20 protein-coding genes are annotated in these 16,862 nt (G+C 72.2%); 9 read left to right on the top strand and 11 right to left on the bottom strand.

The window, feature by feature from the left end; translation table 11 throughout:
• Window position 1 precedes the first annotated feature (1 nt).
• From ACIPSJ_RS38945 to ACIPSJ_RS38920, 6 genes are all read right to left on the bottom strand, one after another.
• On the bottom strand, window positions 2–1,024 hold the full coding sequence (locus ACIPSJ_RS38945) for a phosphotransferase family protein (RefSeq protein ID WP_359209065.1): 1,023 nt from the start codon (window positions 1,022–1,024) through the stop codon (window positions 2–4).
• A 170-nt stretch (window positions 1,025–1,194) separates the two neighbouring features.
• Window positions 1,195–1,491 carry a hypothetical protein gene (locus ACIPSJ_RS38940; protein WP_359209068.1) on the bottom strand — a complete coding sequence of 99 codons (297 nt, stop codon included), beginning with the start codon at window positions 1,489–1,491 and terminating at the stop codon, window positions 1,195–1,197.
• Window positions 1,492–1,628: 137 nt separating this feature from the next.
• Complete coding sequence (locus tag ACIPSJ_RS38935; RefSeq protein ID WP_359209071.1) at window positions 1,629–1,943, bottom strand: DUF202 domain-containing protein; 315 nt, start codon at window positions 1,941–1,943, stop codon at window positions 1,629–1,631.
• Window positions 1,940–2,332, bottom strand: a complete 393-nt coding sequence (locus ACIPSJ_RS38930) for a DUF202 domain-containing protein (RefSeq protein ID WP_355717822.1) — start codon at window positions 2,330–2,332, stop codon at window positions 1,940–1,942. The genes ACIPSJ_RS38935 and ACIPSJ_RS38930 overlap by 4 nt, the downstream gene beginning before the upstream one ends.
• An 81-nt stretch (window positions 2,333–2,413) precedes the next feature.
• A complete protein-coding gene (locus ACIPSJ_RS38925; protein ID WP_401352945.1) occupies window positions 2,414–2,944 on the bottom strand; it encodes an NUDIX hydrolase in 531 nt (176 codons plus the stop codon).
• Window positions 2,945–2,978: 34 nt separating this feature from the next.
• The gene (locus tag ACIPSJ_RS38920; protein ID WP_355717870.1) at window positions 2,979–3,872 is read right to left on the bottom strand and encodes a DMT family transporter; all 894 of its coding nucleotides are present in this window, start codon (window positions 3,870–3,872) and stop codon (window positions 2,979–2,981) included.
• Between the two features lie 392 nt (window positions 3,873–4,264).
• On the opposite strand from ACIPSJ_RS38920, the gene ACIPSJ_RS38915 reads away from it, so the two are divergent.
• From ACIPSJ_RS38915 to ACIPSJ_RS38905, 3 genes are all read left to right on the top strand, one after another.
• Complete coding sequence (locus ACIPSJ_RS38915) at window positions 4,265–5,236, top strand: hypothetical protein (RefSeq protein WP_401352943.1); 972 nt, start codon at window positions 4,265–4,267, stop codon at window positions 5,234–5,236.
• Between the two features lie 73 nt (window positions 5,237–5,309).
• Complete coding sequence (locus tag ACIPSJ_RS38910) at window positions 5,310–6,050, top strand: molybdopterin-dependent oxidoreductase (RefSeq protein WP_359209081.1); 741 nt, start codon at window positions 5,310–5,312, stop codon at window positions 6,048–6,050.
• Window positions 6,034–6,660: a cytochrome b/b6 domain-containing protein gene (locus ACIPSJ_RS38905; RefSeq protein ID WP_359209084.1), complete on the top strand. Its 627-nt coding sequence runs from the start codon at window positions 6,034–6,036 to the stop codon at window positions 6,658–6,660. Before ACIPSJ_RS38910 ends, ACIPSJ_RS38905 begins: the two co-directional genes overlap by 17 nt.
• A 16-nt stretch (window positions 6,661–6,676) precedes the next feature.
• Here ACIPSJ_RS38905 and ACIPSJ_RS38900 read toward each other — a convergent pair whose 3' ends face one another.
• Genes ACIPSJ_RS38900 through ACIPSJ_RS38885 form a run of 4 tightly spaced genes read right to left on the bottom strand, consistent with a single transcriptional unit; the run spans window position 6,677 to window position 10,460 of the window.
• Complete coding sequence (locus ACIPSJ_RS38900) at window positions 6,677–7,684, bottom strand: L-idonate 5-dehydrogenase (protein ID WP_359209086.1); 1,008 nt, start codon at window positions 7,682–7,684, stop codon at window positions 6,677–6,679.
• Window positions 7,685–7,698: 14 nt separating this feature from the next.
• Complete coding sequence (locus ACIPSJ_RS38895) at window positions 7,699–8,457, bottom strand: SDR family oxidoreductase (RefSeq protein ID WP_401352940.1); 759 nt, start codon at window positions 8,455–8,457, stop codon at window positions 7,699–7,701.
• Window positions 8,458–8,485: 28 nt separating this feature from the next.
• Window positions 8,486–9,883, bottom strand: a complete 1,398-nt coding sequence (locus ACIPSJ_RS38890; RefSeq protein ID WP_401352938.1) for a gluconate:H+ symporter — start codon at window positions 9,881–9,883, stop codon at window positions 8,486–8,488.
• 55 nt (window positions 9,884–9,938) lie between these two features.
• On the bottom strand, window positions 9,939–10,460 hold the full coding sequence (locus ACIPSJ_RS38885; protein ID WP_401352936.1) for a gluconokinase: 522 nt from the start codon (window positions 10,458–10,460) through the stop codon (window positions 9,939–9,941).
• A 150-nt stretch (window positions 10,461–10,610) separates the two neighbouring features.
• Here ACIPSJ_RS38885 and ACIPSJ_RS38880 point away from each other — a divergent pair, with 150 nt between their 5' ends.
• Entirely contained in the window at window positions 10,611–11,312 is a 702-nt protein-coding gene (locus tag ACIPSJ_RS38880; RefSeq protein WP_401352934.1) for a FadR/GntR family transcriptional regulator, read from the top strand.
• Here ACIPSJ_RS38880 and ACIPSJ_RS38875 read toward each other — a convergent pair.
• Window positions 11,309–11,740, bottom strand: coding sequence for a YchJ family protein (locus ACIPSJ_RS38875; RefSeq protein WP_401352932.1), 432 nt, complete (start codon window positions 11,738–11,740; stop codon window positions 11,309–11,311). The two genes, ACIPSJ_RS38880 and ACIPSJ_RS38875, sit on opposite strands and share 4 nt — an antisense overlap.
• Window positions 11,741–12,111: 371 nt before the next feature.
• Here ACIPSJ_RS38875 and ACIPSJ_RS38870 point away from each other — a divergent pair, with 371 nt between their 5' ends.
• Genes ACIPSJ_RS38870 through ACIPSJ_RS38850 form a run of 5 tightly spaced genes read left to right on the top strand, consistent with a single transcriptional unit; the run spans window position 12,112 to window position 16,861 of the window.
• A complete protein-coding gene (locus tag ACIPSJ_RS38870) occupies window positions 12,112–13,977 on the top strand; it encodes a phage tail sheath family protein (RefSeq protein ID WP_401352930.1) in 1,866 nt (621 codons plus the stop codon).
• Between the two features lie 27 nt (window positions 13,978–14,004).
• Window positions 14,005–14,529, top strand: a complete 525-nt coding sequence (locus ACIPSJ_RS38865) for a phage tail protein (protein WP_355717858.1) — start codon at window positions 14,005–14,007, stop codon at window positions 14,527–14,529.
• Window positions 14,530–14,537: 8 nt separating this feature from the next.
• The gene (locus ACIPSJ_RS38860) at window positions 14,538–15,284 is read left to right on the top strand and encodes a hypothetical protein (protein ID WP_401352928.1); all 747 of its coding nucleotides are present in this window, start codon (window positions 14,538–14,540) and stop codon (window positions 15,282–15,284) included.
• Complete coding sequence (locus ACIPSJ_RS38855) at window positions 15,277–16,002, top strand: hypothetical protein (protein ID WP_401352926.1); 726 nt, start codon at window positions 15,277–15,279, stop codon at window positions 16,000–16,002. Before ACIPSJ_RS38860 ends, ACIPSJ_RS38855 begins: the two co-directional genes overlap by 8 nt.
• Window positions 16,003–16,006: 4 nt before the next feature.
• Window positions 16,007–16,861, top strand: a complete 855-nt coding sequence (locus ACIPSJ_RS38850; protein ID WP_401352924.1) for a Pvc16 family protein — start codon at window positions 16,007–16,009, stop codon at window positions 16,859–16,861.
• The last annotated feature ends 1 nt before the right edge of the window (window position 16,862 follow it).

Genomic DNA, 16,862 nt, shown 5'->3' with positions numbered 1-16,862 from the left:
GTCAGCCTTCCTGAAGAGTGGTCAGTCCGTGCTCGATGAAGACGGGGACGAGTTCGCCGATGCGGTCGAAGCCCTGCCCCAGGGTCTGGCCCAGCGTGTACCGGTAGTGGATGCCCTCCAGGATCACGGCGAGCTTGAACCAGGCGAACGCCGTGTACCAGGAGATGTGCGAGACGTCCCGGCCGGAGCGGGCCGCGTAGCGCTCGACCAGTTCCCGCGGGGCCGGGTGGCCGGGTGCCTCGGCGGTGGTCGACACCGGCGAGTCGGGCGCGCCCAGCGGCTGGCTGTACATCACCAGCAGGCCCAGGTCGGTGAGCGGGTCGCCGAGCGTGGACATCTCCCAGTCGAGGATCGCCTTGATCCGGTCGTCGTCGCCGATCAGGACGTTGTCGAGGCGGTAGTCGCCGTGGATGACGGTGGCCGCGGGGGAGTCGGGCAGCCGGCGGCCCAGGGTCGCGTGCAGCTCGTCGATGCCGGCCAGGTCACGGTTGCGGGAGGCGTCCAGCTGCTTGCCCCAGCGGCGCAGCTGCCGGTCCAGGAACCCCTCCGGGCGCCCGAAGTCGGCGAGGCCGACCTGCCCGGGATCCACGGAGTGCAGCTCGACCAGCGTGTCGACGAGCGACAGCACCGCGTCGCGGGTGCGCTCCGCGCCGAGCGGGGCGAGCTGCTCGGCGGTGCGGTACGGGGTGCCCTCGACGAACTCCATCACATAGAACGGCGCGCCCAGCACCTCCTCGTCCTCGCACAGCAGCACCGGGGCCGGCACCGGCACCTCGGTCGGGTGCAGCGCGCTGATCACCCGGTGCTCGCGCCTCATGTCGTGCGCGGTGGCCAGGACATGGCCGAGCGGGGGCCGCCGTACGACCCACTTCGAGGTGGAGTCGGAGATCGCGTAGGTGAGGTTCGACCGTCCGCCCTCGATCAGCCTTCCGGTCAGCGGACCGGTCACCAGGCCGGGGCGCTCGCGGTCGAGCAGTCCGCGCAGCCGGTCGAGATCGAGTCCGGGCGGGTGGTCGGGGCTCATGCATCGCTCCTACGAACGAATGAACAGGACCCGACTCATGATGCCGACCAGTCGGTATGTCGTCCAGCCGGTGAGCCGAAAGTGACCGGGACCACCCTAAGGCCCGGCCGGGAGACGGCGGCTCCCCGCGCGCGCAGGACGGGGAGCCACCGATTCCGGACCGGGCCGGTTCAGTGGTCGTCCCAGTGGCCGTTGTGCTCGGCGTGCCGGTGTCCGTCGTGCAGGTAGTCGATGTGGTCGCCGTGCAGGACGCCGGTGTGCCCGCAGCCGTCGCCGTGCCGGTGGTCGTGGTCCGCGTGGGTCACGTGCCCGTCGGGCTCGCACTCGTCCCAGTGGCCGCCGTGCTCGCGGTGCAGATGCCCGTTGTGCGCGTAGTCGACGTGGTCGCCGTGCGGCACCCGGTCGTGCCCGCAGTCCGGTCCATGGGTGTGGGTGTGCGCGGTGTGTTCCTGATGAAGGATGGTCATGGTGCTCACCTTCGGGAGTGCGGGGTTCAGGAGAGTGGCGTGATGCCGACGGACAGGCTGCCACGCGAACCGCGCATATGCGGGCATCCCGGTTGCGTGGCGTCCGAGTACCCCGCGTGAACTCCTCAGGTGGGTTCTTATACGACCAGTGCGGCGGCGCAGACCGCGATGGCGACCGTGCACAGCACCGCGGCGGTCGCCCGGCGCGGGGCCAGGGCCGCGGGGCGGTCGGTGGCCGAGAGGGCGCGGATCCGGCGGTGGGCGATCAGGAGGAAGCCGAGCCACAGGGCGCAGCACACGGCGCCTATGACCACGCCGTCGGCCGAGGCGCCGTCGTGCACCGCGGTCTTCGCCGCGAGGACGCCGGCGACGGTCGCCGACAGTGTCGTACGACGCCAGGCCAGCCGGGTCCGCTCCGGCTGGAGCCCCGGGTCGCGGGCCGGCTCCGTCATCCTTCCCACCCGACGAGCACGACGACGACCATCGCGACGGCCACCACGGCGACGACGACGCTCAGCAGGGCCGGGAACCGGGACACCGGCAGGTCCTCACCGCGCCGCATCGCGCGCTCGCAGCGCATCCAGTGGTTCACGGCGCGGAGCGAGCACAGGACGCCGGCGGCGAGGAGCGCGAGCGCGAGGCCGACGCGCCAGCCCCGGCTGAGGTCGGGCAGGAACTGGTCCACGGCGAAGCCGCCGCCGATGAGGGCGAGGGCGGTGCGCAGCCAGGCGAGGAAGGTCCGCTCGTTGGCGAGGGAGAAGCGGTAGTCGGGGGTCGTGCCCTCCTGGCGTACCTCTTCGGGGGCGAACCACAAACGGACGTTCCGCGCGAATTCGATCACGTACAGGGAGACTACCGGGGTGGGTCGGTCGGTTGTCGGGTGCGGGTGGGTGGGGGCTGGTCGCGCAGTTCCCCGCACCCCTTAAGGGGCGTTTTCCTCAGGGGCGCTTCGCCAGTTCCGGAGTTTTTGCCATGCCGCGAGGCCGTCCGGTACCCACTCCCACTTCCCGAGGCGGTCTGCCAGCTCCTCCTCGGTCAGGAAGGTGTGCCAGGCCACCTCCTCGACCTGGGGTTGCACCGGCAGGTCGGAGTGGACCTCGTACACCGCGCACCACCAGCTGTGGCCGGCGCCGTTGGTGTAGAGGAACTTGAAGAGGAAGGTCGGCTGGGGGAGGCCGGTCACGCCGAGTTCTTCCTCGGCCTCGCGGAGGGCGGCGGTGTCGTAGGACTCGCCGGCGCCCACCACGCCGCCGACGAACATGTCGTACAGGGAGGGGAAGACCAGCTTGGTGGCGGTGCGGCGGTGGACGAAGAGGCGGCCGGTGGAGTCGCGGGCCTGGATGAAGACGCAGCGGTGGCGCAGGCCGCGGGCGTACGCCTCGCCGCGCGGGGACTGCCCGATGACCTGGTCGTGCTCGTCGACGATGTCGAGGATTTCGTCAGCAGCGCTCATGCCGCCATCCAAGCAGGCCGACGGCGTGCGGAGGTCAGCGCGGCTGGAGGTCCAGGGCCGGTTCCTTCGGCGCCGATCCGCGGGGCATCGCCGGATGCAGGCCCAGCAGCACGATGCCCGCCACGATCGCCGCGAGGCCCGCCGCCTCCCAGGCCAGCGCCCCGGTGTCGGTGCGCAGCCGGTCCCCGAGGAAGCCGACGCCGCAGAGGATCCCGGCGAGCGGCTGGGCGGCGGTGAGGGCGGGCAGCGACATGCGGAGCTCGGCGGTCTCGAACGCGCTCTGGACCAGGAGCAGGCCCGTGACGCCCAGCACCAGCACGCCGTACGGCTGCCAGCTGGTCAGCACCTCCATGATGCCGCCGTCGGAGAAGTTTGTGCCGGTGACCCGGGTCAGCGCGTCCTGGACGCCGTAGAGGAGACCGGCGGCCAGGGCGAGCAGGGTCGGGCCGGCGCTGAGGCGGGAGCGTTTGGCGTAGGTGGTGAGCAGCAGGGCTATGCCGACCATCACGCCGATGATCAGCCAGTGGCGCAGCGGGTTGGCGACGGCGTTCCCGCCGCGTGGCTCGCCCGCCACGATGAACGTGGTGACGCCGCCCGCCAGCAGGATGAGGCCCGCCCAGCCCTGATGGCTGAGTGGGTGCTTGGTCTGGTGCCGGGAGAGGGCGAGGGCGAACAGGAGGTTCGTCGCGAGCAGTGGCTCGACGAGGGAGATCTCGCCCTTGCCGAGGGCGACCGCGCCGAGGATCATGCCGGCCACCATCAGGCCGATACCGCCCAGCCAGCGCGGTACCCGCATCAGGTCGAGCAGCAGCCGGGGCGAGAGGAAGTCGCTGAGCGGAGCCTTCTGGGCGACGTTCTGCTGGAGCACGAACCCGAAGCCCAGGCAACAGGCGGCGCTCACGGCGAGAATCAGAACCAGTACGGACACGCTGCGTACCTCGATCATGCGGCCGGGCTACGGGGTGCGTAGTGGCCGACTGTAGCGGTCCCGGGTCGGGATTGCTCCGGGAGTGCCCGGAACCGGGCAGTCGACTCGGTCACGCCGACCGAATCGGTCACGGGCGGTGGATCGGGGCGGCGGCGAAGCCCCTACGGCCATGGTCCGCCGCCGGGACGGCCCGCGCCATGGCGTACGCCACAGCCGGAACCCCGGGCCCCACGGCCACGGTACGCCAACCGGACTCCGGCGCGCGTCAAGTTCCGCACCACTCACGGTAGTTGAAGGGAGTACCGTCTCCGTTCAGCTTGACGCAAAGTCTTGGCTGGGGGTTTGCTGTGCGTGATCGGCCGATGGCAGCCCGACAACCAGGAAGTTCCGCGGTGCCCCCAACCCCGCCCCTCTTAGGCCCAGGCCGGGCCGTCGCCGAAGGTCCCCGCGCGGCAGCGCACCCCGGGTGCGAACACTGTCCCGACGACGCCCTCGACGACGCCGAACTCATTTCCGCCCGTGCCGCGTTGGCCCAGGGCCGCTGGCAGTCCGCCCGCTCCCTGCTGCTCCATACGGGTGAGGACTGGGACCGCCGGGGCCACCGGGTGACCGTCCTCGCCCACGAGCCCTACGCCATCGCCTGGGCCCGCGAGTGGCTGCTCGCCGAGCCCGGCTCCGCGGGCGCCGCCACCCTGTACGCGCTGACCCTGGTCCGGCACGCCCTGCGCGGCAAGGAGGACCCGGACCGGGCCCGCGAGGCCTGCCACCGGGCCGCCGCGCTCGCCCCGGCCGACCCCACCCCGTGGCTCGGCCTGCTGATGCTGGCCCGGTACCTGGGCACCGACGACGAGACGCGCCGGATCTTCGGCGAGGTGCGCGGCCGGCACCCCGAGCACCACCACGCCCACCACCTGATGGCCGCCCGGATCGCGGAGACCGAGACCCAGGGGACGTACGAACTGTGCGCCTTCGCGGAACGCTCGGCCGCCGCCGCCCCCGCCGACTCCCCGCTCGCCGTCCTCCCGGTCGTCGCCTACGCCGAGCGCCACCGGGTGCTGGCCGCGACCGGCCGGGCCCCCGTCGACCCGGCCGCCGCCGGCCACTGGGAGGAACCCTCCGCCCGGCGCGCCCTGACCGCCGCCTTCGACTGGTGGCTGGAGTGGGGCATCGAGGAACACCCCCGCCGCCACGTCGACCTCAACCACCTCGCCCACGCCACCTCCGGCGCCGGCCGGTACGCCGAGGCCGCGGCCCTCTTCCAGCGCATCGGCCGCCATGCCACCCCGGCACCCTGGTCCTACCCGGACCGTGACCCCTGCGAGGCGTTCCGGGCGGCCCGGGAGCGCGCGCTGGGAGCTTCATGAGAAGAGGTTGTGGATTCCTTACGGCTGCGGGATTCCGTGGCCGGAGCCGCCCCGAGGGTGTTCGAATGAACACGTGAACTCTGAACGATCCGAGGAGCCACGGCGCGCCGAGGAGGGCACCCCGGTCGGCCGCCGGGTGTTCCTCGGCACCATCGGCCTCGGCGCCCTCGGTCTGGTGACCGCGCCGGTGCTGCAACGCGTCACCGAGTCGGTCCTCGGCACCTTCTCCGGCAAGGACCCCACGGGCCTGACCGGACTGCTCCCGAACGGCGGCGGCTTCCGCTACTACTCGGTGACCGGGTCGGTGCCGACCAAGACGGCCGCGAACTACCAGCTGAAGATCGATGGGCTGGTCGACAAGCCGGGCACCTACACCCTGGACGACCTGCGGGCCCTGCCGCAGACCAAGCTGGTCAAGGACGTCCAGTGCGTCACCGGCTGGCGGGTGCCCGACACGCCCTTCGAAGGCGTCCGTCTCTCCCACCTCCTGGACCTGGCGGGCGTCCGGGACACCGCCAAGGCGATCCGCTTCACCTGCTTCGACGGCGCGTACTCCGAGAGCCTCACCCTCGACCAGGCGCGCCGGCCGGACATCCTGGTCGCGCTGCGCATGCAGAACAAGGACATCACCCATGACCACGGCGGCCCGGTCCGCCTCTATGTGGCCCCCATGTACTTCTACAAATCGGCCAAGTGGCTCTCCGGCATCACGGTGACCGACAAGGTGCGGCCGGGATACTGGGAGAACCTCGGCTACGACGTCGACGCCTGGGTCGGCCGTTCGAACGGACGCGACGATGAGCCTACGAGCTGACGCCCCGGCCGGCACGGAGCAGCGGCTGCACCGCTTCACCCCCGCCGAGCGCTGGATCCACCGCACGACGGCGGCGCTGATGGGTATCTGCGTGCTGACCGCCGCCTGCCTCTACATCCCGCAGCTGGCGATCCTCGTCGGCCGCCGTGAGCTGGTCGTCCGGATCCACGAGTGCGCGGGCCTCGCGCTCCCCGTCCCGGTCCTCCTCGGCCTCGCCTCCCGCGCCTTCCGCCGGGACCTCGGTTTCCTCAACCGGTTCGGGCCCCACGACCGACTCTGGCTGCACGCCGCCCTGAGCCGCGACAAGCGTCCGTCCTCCCGCCCGGCCGGCAAGTTCAACGCCGGCCAGAAGATCTACGCCAACTGGATCGCCGGCGCCACCCTCGTCATGCTCGCCACCGGCCTGCTCATGTGGTTCACCCACCTCACCCCCCTCATGTGGCGCACCTCGGCCACCTTCGTCCACGACTGGCTCGCCCTCACCATCGGCGTCGTCCTCGCCGGCCACATCTGGATGGCCGTCTCCGACCCGGAGGCCCGCCGCGGCCTGCGCACCGGCAAGGTGAGCCGGGAGTGGGCGAAACGCGAGCACCCGCTGTGGCGGCCGTAGCCCCGCGGGGCGGGACTCAGCTCTCGAAGTCCAGCAGCACCTTGCAGGACCGGCTGCGGTCCGCTGCCAAGGCGAACGCCCTTTCGGCCTCCGGTAGCGGGACGACGGCGCTGATCAGCTCGTCGAACTTCGGCTCGCGGGCCAGCAGGACCAGGGCCTCGTCGAACTCCGTGTCGAAGCGGAAGGCGCCGCGGAGTTCAATTTCGCGGCTCACCACCAGGTTGCCGGGGAAGGGTGAGTGGCCCGGCGGGAGCATGCCCAGTTGGACGACGGTGCCGCCCCGGCGGACCAGGCGGAGGCAGGTGTCCAGGCCCGCGGCCACCCCGGACGCCTCGACGGCGGTGTCGACCTCGGTGGGCCAGTCGGGGGAGGCGGGGTCGTCGGCCCGGACGACCGTGTCGGCGCCGGCGGCCGTGGCGTAGTGCAGGGCCTCGGGGAGGAGGTCGGTGACTGTGACGCGGGCCGCGCCGGACGAGCGGAGTGCGGCGACCACCAGGCAGCCGATGGGGCCGGCGCCGGTGACCAGGACGTGGCGGCCGGCCACGTCCCCGGCCCGGCGTACCGCGTGCAGGGCGACGGAGAGCGGCTCGGCCAGGGCCGCCCGGTGGAGGGGGAGCCCCGGAGGCAGGGGGCGTACCTGTTCCGCCGGTACGGCGAGGCGGGCCGCGAAGCCGCCCTGGACGTGCGGGAAGCGGGCCGCGCTGCCGAGGTAGCGGGTGTCCCGGCAGACGTTCCGGCGGCCGTCCGCGCACTCGGGGCAACGCCCGCAGGGAGTCGCCGGGTGCACCGCGACCGGCCGGCCGGCGAGCGGCCCGGTGACGGCCGTACCCACCACCTCGTGGCCCAGCACCATCGGCTCGCGCAGCCGGAAGTCGCCGACCCCGCCGTGCCGCCAGTAGTGCAGGTCGGAGCCGCAGACACCGCCGTAGCGGACGGCGACCAGGACCTGGCCGGGGCCGGGTTCCGGGGCGGGCAGCTCCGTCACCCGCAGGTCGTCCTGGCCGTGGATCACGCAACCCAGCATCCGCCCGGCCCCTTTCACAGCACGCTCGTCATGCCGCCGTCGACGTACAGCACCTGTCCGCTCACGAAATCGGCGGCGGGGGAGGCGAGGAACAGCACCCCGCCCACCAGATCCTCCGTACGGCCCCAGCGGCCGGCCGGGGTGCGGCGGCGCACCCAGGCGCTGAACTCCTCGTCGTCGACGAGGGGCCGGGTCAGCTCGGTCTCGATGTAGCCGGGGCCGAGGCCGTTGACCTGGACGCCCCGCGGACCCCAGTCGGCGCACATGCCCTTGGTCAGCATCTTCAGCGCGCCCTTGGTCGCCGCGTACGGCGCGATACCGGGCCGGGCCACCTCGCTCTGCAGCGAGCAGATGTTGATGATCTTGCCGTGGCCGCGCGCGGTCATCCGGCGCGCCGCCTCCCGGCCCACCAGGAACGCGCTGGTCAGGTTGGTGTCCAGGATGCGGTGCCAGTCCGTGTCGGTGAACTCCAGAAGCGGGGCCCGCAGTTGCATGCCCGCGTTGTTGACCAGGATGTCCAGCGGGCCCACCCGCTCCTCGACGCCGGCGATGCCGGCGGCGACGGAGGGCCCGTCGGTCACGTCGAACGCGGCCGTCCGGGAGCCGGGGATCCCGGCGGCGGCCTCGGTCAGCCGGTCCGCGTCCCGCCCGTTGAGGACCACCGTGCAGCCGGCCTGGGCCAGCCCCCGGGCCAGCGCGAGGCCGATGCCCCGGCTGGAGCCGGTGACCAGGGCGGTCCGGCCGCCGATGTCGAAGAGGGGGTGAGCCGTCATCGTCGTACCGCTCCCGGTTCGTGAGGGGCTAGATCACCAGGGACAGGAGGAGGACCAGACCGCCCGCGACCACCGAGATGATCGTCTCCATGACGGACCAGGTCTTGAGCGTCTGGCCGACGCTCAGGCCGAAGTACTCCTTCACCAGCCAGAAGCCGGCGTCGTTCACATGGCTGAAGAAGAGCGAGCCGGCGCCGATGGCGAGGACGAGGAGGGCGGCGTGGGTGGTCGACATGTCGGCCGCGAGCGGGGCCACCAGGCCGGCCGCCGAGACCGTGGCGACCGTCGCCGAGCCCGTCGCGAGGCGGATCGCCACCGCGATCAGCCAGGCCAGCAGCAGCGCCGGGATCGACCAGTCCTTGGAGATCTCCAGGATCATCTGGCCGACACCGCAGTCGATCAGCGTCTGCTTGAAGCCGCCGCCCGCGCCGACGATCAGCAGGATGCCCGCGATGGGCATCAGGCCCTTCTCGACGGTCCGCGAGATCCGCTCCCGGGAGAACCCGGCCGGCCGGCCCAGCGTGAAGATGCCGACGAGCACGGCCGCGAGGAGGGCGATCAGCGGGGAGCCGATGACGTCGAAGACGCGCTGGACGGTGTGGGTGGGATCGTCCACGACGATGTCCACCAGGGCCTTGGCCAGCATCAGGACGACCGGCAGCAGGATCGTGGCGAGGGTGGCGCCGAAGCCGGGGCGCCTGTCCAGGTCCTCCGAGGGGCGCTGCGGCAGCATCCGGTCGGGGGCCGGGACGTCCACCCAGCGGGCGGCGACCTTCGAGAACAGCGGACCGGCGACGATCACGGTCGGGATGGCGACCAGGACGCCGAGGGCCAGCGTCACGCCCAGGTTGGCGCCGACCGCGTCGATCGCGACCAGCGGGCCGGGGTGCGGCGGCACCAGGCCGTGCATCACGGACAGGCCCGCGAGGGCCGGGATGCCGATGCGCATCAGGGAGTAGTTGCCGCGCTTGGCGACCATCAGCACCACGGGGATGAGCAGCACGATGCCGACCTCGAAGAAGAGCGGCAGGCCGATCACGGAGGCGATCAGCACCATCGCCCACGGCATGGCACGGCCGCCCGCCTTCGCGAGGATCGTGTCGACGATCTGGTCGGCGCCGCCGGAGTCGGCGAGGAGCTTGCCCAGGATCGCCCCGAGCGCGATCAGGACACCCACGCCGGCGACCGTGGAGCCGAGGCCGGTGGTGAAGCTGGTGATGACCTTGTCCAGCGGTGCCCCGGCGAACGCGCCCAGTGCGAGCGAGCCGATGGTCAGCGCCAGGAAGGCGTGGAGCTTGAACTTGGTGATGAGCAGGACGATGACGGCTATGCCCAACAGGACGGCGATGCCGAGTCGGGCATGTCCGGCCGAGGTGATGGGCGCGACGGTGTCCGCTGCCAGCATCTCGACGCTGAGTCTGGTCACGGGGGTTCCCTTGCAGGTACGGGGATGAGGGGAGGGACTACGGGGACTACGGGGGCTACTGCGGGGCGAGGTCGGGCAGCGCGTCCAGCGCGCGCACGGCCCGTGCGGTGATCTCCTCGGGGGTGCCCGAGACGTCCACGGCGACGCCCGGCTCGTCCGCCTCCAGCGGTTCGAGCGTGGCGAACTGGGAGTCCAGCAGCGCGGTCGGCATGAAGTGGCCCTGCCGGTGCGCCATGCGGTCCTCGATGAGCCGGCGGTCGCCGGTGAGGTGCACGAAGACGACGCCGGGGGCGGCGGCCCGGAGCCGGTCGCGGTACGACCGCTTCAGCGCGGAGCTGCTGACCACCCCGCCGAGCCCCGCCCGCCCGTGCGCCCAGCCGCCTATGGCGTCCAGCCACGGCCACCGGTCGGCGTCCTCGAGCGGGTGCCCGGCCGACATCTTGGCGATGTTGGCCGGCGGGTGGAAGTCGTCGCCCTCGGCGTAGGGGACGCCGAGCCGGGCGGCGAGCAGCGGACCGATCGTGGTCTTGCCCGTGCCGGCGACGCCCATCACCACGACGACGTGGGGGGTGTCCATCACTGCCTCGCTGTCTTCCTCGACGAGAGACACCGGCGTACGTCATCCGGTGTCGGCCACACTGAAACCCATTAGGTACGACGAATTCAAGAGTGTGTGACGAATAAGTCTGACTTTTTGAGGCTGTGATCCACTCGGTACGCTGAGTGCATGAGCACACCTGGCCGGGGGCTGCACGGCCGTGTACTGGACACCCTCGGCCCCGCGATCACCGCGGGGGAGTACCCGCCGGGCAGCGTCCTGCGCACGGACGAGCTGGCCCAGCACTTTCAGGTGTCACGTTCCGTGATGCGCGAGGCGGTCCGGGTCCTGGAGTCCATGCACCTGGTCGAGTCCCGCCGCCGGGTGGGCGTCACGGTCCGCCCCAAGGCCGAGTGGAACGTCTACGATCCGCAGGTCATCCGCTGGCGGCTGGCCGGCGCCGACCGCCCGCACCAGCTGCGCTCGCTCACGGTGCTGCGCTCGGCGATCGAGCCGGTGGCGGCCGGCCTGTCGGCCAGGCACGCCACGCCCGAGCAGTGCGCCGAACTCACCGAGTGCGCGCTCGGCATGGTCGCCAACTCGCGCGGTCACCGCCTGGAGGCGTACCTCGTCCACGACATGGCGTTCCACCGCGTGATCCTCGCCGCGTCCGGCAACGAGATGTTCGCCCGCCTCGCCGACGTCGTGGCCGAGGTCCTCGCCGGCCGCACCCACCACGAGATCATGTTCGAGGACCCCGACCCGGCCGCCGTCACCCTCCACGTCCAGGTCGCCGAGGCGGTCCGCGAGGGCGACGCCGCCCGCGCGGAACAGCTCACCCGCGAGATCACCGTGGGCGCCCTGCACGAACTGGACATCCTCGCGCCCTAGCCGCGCTCCTCGGGGAACTCCCCGTCCACGTACACCCAGTTGCCCGCCACCCGCTCGAACCGGCTGCGCTCGTGCAGCGAACCGCCCTTGAAGGACGCGCGGAACGTCACCGTGCCGGTGGTGTGGAAGGCGGTGCCGTCCGTCGTGTCCAGGATCTCCAGGCCGGTCCAGCGCATCCCCGGGTCGAAGTCGATCCGCGGCGGGCGTGTTCGCGGATGCCAGGTTCGCAGAAGGTACGGCTCGTCACGCTTGACGAAGGCGGCGTAGCGGGAGCGCATCAGGCGTTCGGCCGTGGGGGCCGTGGCGGCACCCCGGTGGAATCGGCCACAGCACTCTTCGTACGTCTCCGCAAGACCGCAAGGGCAGGAGGGGTTGTGAACTGCGGCGGAGCCGTGCTGCCGCCGGGATTGCGAGGTACGTCGGGACATGGGGTCCATTCTGCTGCACCATCGGCTGTGCGCATTCTGTGAACCACCTGATCCGACACGTGCTCATCGTGTGCGCGTTGCGGAAGTCGCTCTTCATCGAACCTCCCTTCGGGCTGGCGTGAACCCGCCTTGCTCCTGCAACGCCCGACTCCCCAAGGTGGAGGGGCACTTGAGCATCAGGAGTCACAAGCGTGCGTGCTTGACCCGGGCGGCCGTCCGTCCGGGGTACTGACGGGGGAAACTGATACGAAGTGCGTGGCCGGCGCCACCGTGCGCGCCGGGACCGACCGCCGCGCGCTTCGAGCACGACCTCTCCCTCTGCCGCCTCTTGGTGCCTGCCATCCGGTGCCTGAGAAGGGATAGGAGGGGGAATGCCGACGAATGCCGTGAGCGCCGCGAGGCCGACGTACCCGGGCGTCTACGTCGAAGAGCTTCCCAGCAGCACCCGCACCGTCTCCGCCGTGACCACCTCGGTGACCGCGTTCGTGGGACACACCCGGCGCGGCCCGCTGAACGAGCCGGTGCGCGTCACCGGATTCACCGACTTCGAGCGGCGGTTCGGCGGTCTGAGCGCGCAGAGCCCGCTCTCCTACGCGGTCCACCAGTTCTTCGGCAACGGCGGCACCGTCGCCGTGATCGTCCGCGTCGCCAAGTCCGGCAGCGGCAAGGCCGCCTGCGTCGTGCTGGAGTCCACCGAGGGCCACAGCGAGAGCCGGGTCCTGGAGGTGCACGCCAAGGAACCCGGCGTCTGGGGCAACGGCCTGCGCGTCGCCGTCGACTACGACACCCCGGACTGCGAGGCGACCTTCAACCTGCGGGTCCACGACGCCCGGGGCGACGCCCGCGAGAGCTTCACCGGCCTGTCCATGGACACCGGCAGCGGCAGCTACGCGCCGACCGTCGTCAACGCCGGCTCCCGGCTGATCCGCGTCGAGGCGGTCGGCGAGGGGCGCCCGGACCCGTCCGGCACGGTCTCCAAGCCGTTCGGCCGCGAACTGCCCGACCTCGCCGTCGACCTGACCGTCAAGATCGGCGACGTGGAGCGCGAGTTCAAGCTCTACGACCCCGACTGCGACGGTGAAGCCCCGTCCACCGTGGCCGAGTTGGCGCTGCTGCTCGAACGCAAGCTGCGCGCGCTGCCCGACGCCCCCGGCAAGCACGCCTTCGCCGGCGTCGAGGTCACCGCCTTCGGCCGCCGGATCCAGGTGGTCGCCGGTTCCACCGACCCCGAGGACGTCGTCCGCTTCCTCGGCCAGTGCGCCAACGACCTGGGCCTGGAGGCCTCGGTCAACCCGCCGGTGTTCCCGCTGGAGGGCGGCGAGGACGGCGCGGCCCCCGGCCCCCGCGACCTCATCGGCTCCGAGGCCGGCAAGACCGGCATCCAGGCGCTGCGCCAGATTCCCGACGTCAACCTGCTGGCGCTGCCCGAACTGGCCTCGTACGAGAAGACCGAGGACGCCCTCACCGTCGTCTCGGCCGCGCAGCGGCTGTGCGAGGAGCGGCGGATCTTCCTGCTCGTGGACGCGCCCGCCACCTGGGTGAGCGTGGACTCGGCCCGGGCCGGGATCGCCGCCTTCGACGCCGTCCGCGGCAACCACGCAGGGCTGTACTTCCCGCACCTCCAGCTCACCGACCCGCTCACCGGGCGACCGCGGGCCTTCCCGCCGTCCGGCGCGATCGCCGGTGTCATCGCGCGCACCGACTCCGAGCGGGGCGTGTGGAAGGCCCCGGCGGGCACGGACGCGCAGCTGGTCGGCGTGCACGCGCTCACCGTCGACCTGACGGACCGGGAGACCGGGCTGCTCAACCCGCTGGGCGTCAACTGCCTGCGCACCTTCCCCGTCACCGGCCCGCTGGTCTGGGGGGCGCGCACCCTCGAAGGCTCCGACGCCCTCGACAGCGACTGGAAGTACGTACCCGTACGGCGGCTCGCGCTGCACGTGGAGGAGAGCCTCCGACGCGGCCTGCAATGGGTGGTGTTCGAGCCCAACGACGAGAGTCTGTGGCAGCAGATCCGGCTGGCCGCCTCCTCGTACCTGCACACGCTGTTCCGCCAGGGCGCCTTCCAGGGCAGCACCCCGCGCGAGGCGTACTTCGTCAAGTGCGACAGCGAGACCACGACCGCCGAGGACGTGGCGGCCGGTGTCGTCAACGTCCTCGTCGGCATCGCGCCGGTCCGCCCGGCCGAGTTCGTGGTCGTCAGGATCCAGCAGACGTCCGGCCAGTTCGCGCTCTAGCGCTTCAGGGAGAGCTGAAGGAATCCGATGGCTGAGTTCACGGTCAACGCGCACCGCTTCGACCCCTACAAGAACTTCAAGTTCCTTGTGCTGTGGGACGGTCGGACGGTCGCCGGCATCAGCAAGATCAGTCCGCTGAAGCGGACCACCGAGGTCGTCAAGCACCGCAACGGCGGCGACCCCTCCTCCCCGCGCAAGTCGCCGGGCCGCTCCGAGTTCGACGGCATCACCCTGGAGCGGGGGGTCACCCACGACCCCGAGTTCGACCGCTGGGCCAACAAGGTCTGGCAGGTCGGCGCCGGCCTGGGCGCCGAGGTGTCCCTGGCCGACTTCCGCAAGGACATCGTCATCCAGGTCCTCAACGAGGCCGGGCAGGTCGCCGTCTCGCACAAGCTGTACCGGACCTGGCCGAGCGAGTACCAGGTCCTCGGCGAGATGGACGCCAACGCCAACGCGGTGGCCATCCAGTCGCTGAAGCTCGAGTGCGAGGGCTGGGAACGGGACTACGAGGTGCCCGAGCCGGAGGAGCCCTCGTTCCTCAACCCGGCGTGAGGTGACGGGTGTCGGGGGAGCGGGCCACAAGGGAGCGCGCTACGCGCGAGGCGTCCCTGCTGGCCACCTGGGAGGCGGGCCTCGGCGCACCGCCGGCCGGCCGCGCGCTGCTGCTGCACCGCGCGGCCCGGCCGGACGCCGACCCGACGGCCGTGCCGGTCGGCGAGCGTGAGACGGACCTGATCGCGCTGCGCCGAGCACTGTTCGGCGAGCGGATGGAGGTACGGCTGGACTGCGCCGCCTGCGGGGCGGACATGGAGTTCGAGCTGGATGCGGCTGCTCTCGCCGGTTCGATCGGCGGGCGCGGCTCGGAGTCGGTCGTACGGGTCCAAGAGGGCGGCTGGGACGTCGAGTTCAGGCTGCCGTCCGTTGCCGATCTGCATGCCGCGGCCCGCGCCGCCCAGCCGCGTGCGGAGCTGCTCGCACGGTGCCTGGTGTCGGCGGAGCGGGGTGGAGTGGCCGCGGCGGCGGGGGAGTTGCCGTTGCCGGTGCAGCGCCGGATCGCCGAGGCCGTCGAGGCCGCCGACCCCGGCGCTGACCTGACCCTCAACGTCGCCTGCCCCGAGTGCGACGCGGCCACCCGCGCCGAACTCGACATCGCCTCCTACCTCTGGACCGAACTGGACTCCTGGGCACGGGACGTCCTGCTCGACGTCCACCTGCTCGCCACCGCCTACGGGTGGAGCGAGCCGGAGATCCTGGCGCTCAGCCCGCTGCGCCGCCGCTACTACCTGGAGCTGTGCGCGGATGTCTGACACACCGGCCCCGCCGGACTTCCCGGACCCGGACTTCCTGGACCGGCTGCTCGCCCGGCACACCGCCCCGCGACCGGCCGCGGCACGGGTACGGCCCCGGCTGCCCGGCCCGTTCGAGCGGGTCGAGGCGGTACGGGCGGCGGAGCCTGCTCCGGCTTCGGAGGCGGGCGGGTTGTCATGGCCCGCGACGGCACCGGCCGCCGACACACCGCGGACGGCCGTGCCGCGCCCGGCGGCGGGGACCCGGACGCGGACGACGCACACGGAACGGGAGCGGACCGTCGTACACACCCAGCAGGCGGCTGCGCCCGCCGAGCCGGTCGTACGACGGCCCGAGGTGCCGCTGCTGCGGCCCGCCGCGCCCGTCATGCCCGAGCCGCGCCCGGTGCCGGACGCTGGACGGCGCGCTGCCGGGCGTACGGCGCCGGCCCGGACCGCGACACCCGTGACCCTCCCCCCGGGCCCGGACGTCGCTTCCGACGCCGTGTCGGCGGCGCTGCGACCCAGCGCTTCCGACACGGCGGCAACCCGGGACGCCGTACGACAGGCCGCCGCCCGGCGACCGTCGCGCGCCGCCGTCGAACAGGTCGTCCAGGTGCAGATCGGGCGCCTCGAAGTGACCGCGACGCCCGCCGGCGAGGGGCAGCGGCGGGCGCCCGCCAAGGAGCGGGCCGCGGCGGCCCTGAGCCTCACCGAGTACCTGACGCGGAGGAACTGACGTCATGAGCAACGCACTTGCCATCGCCCATGTCACCCAGGCCCTCGCGCTGCTCATCGAGAACAACGTGGGCCCGGAGTTCGGCGAGGCCGTCAAGGTCGAGCCGCGCAAGCCGCCCGCGGACACGCAGCTGGAGCAGCCCACCATCTCGGTGTTCCTCTACCAGGTCACCCCGAACACTTCCCGGCGCAACAACGACTCGCCGACCCGGGCCTCCGACGGCACCCTCGTCAAGCGGCCGGCCGCCGCGCTCGACCTTCAGTATCTGATCAGCGCGTACGGCGACGAGAAGGAACTGGTCGGACAGCGGCTGATCGGCTCCGTGGTGCGCACCCTGCACGAGATACCGATCCTGCCGCAGGACGTCATCGAACAGGCCGGAGAACGGCCCTACTTGGCGGGCAGCGACCTCGCCGAGGCCGCGCAACGCGTCCGATTCACGCCCACGGTGATGGACATCGACGAGACGTCGAAGCTGTGGGGGATGCTCTACCAGACGCCGTACACGCTGTCGGTCGTCTACCAGGCGACGCTCGTCTTCATCGACGGCCGTCAGATCCCGGTGCCGGGGAAGCCGGTGGAGCGGCCCGAGGTACGGGTGCTGCCGTTCGGGGCGCCGGGGGCGCCGGTTCCGCCGGTGATCGGTGAGGCGGAGGCGGCGGAGGAGCCGGTCCCGGCGCCCGCCCCCGTCGAGGTCGAGCAGCCCGCGAAGGCTCCGTCGAAGGCGGTGGCCAAGACCGCCGCGAAGGCTCCCGCCCGGACTCGCAGGTCCACGGTCGCCCGCTCCGCCAAGTCGGCGCAGCCGGAGCCCCGCAAGAGCGCTCCCCGCCGGTCGGGCGACGAAGCCACGGAGGACTGAT

The sequence above is a fragment of the Streptomyces sp. NPDC090088 genome, assembly GCF_044747345.1.
Taxonomy (GTDB): Bacteria; Actinomycetota; Actinomycetes; order Streptomycetales; family Streptomycetaceae; genus Streptomyces.
The sequence above is the reverse complement of the archived record's forward strand: the minus strand, read 5'-3'. Positions and strand labels throughout refer to the sequence as shown.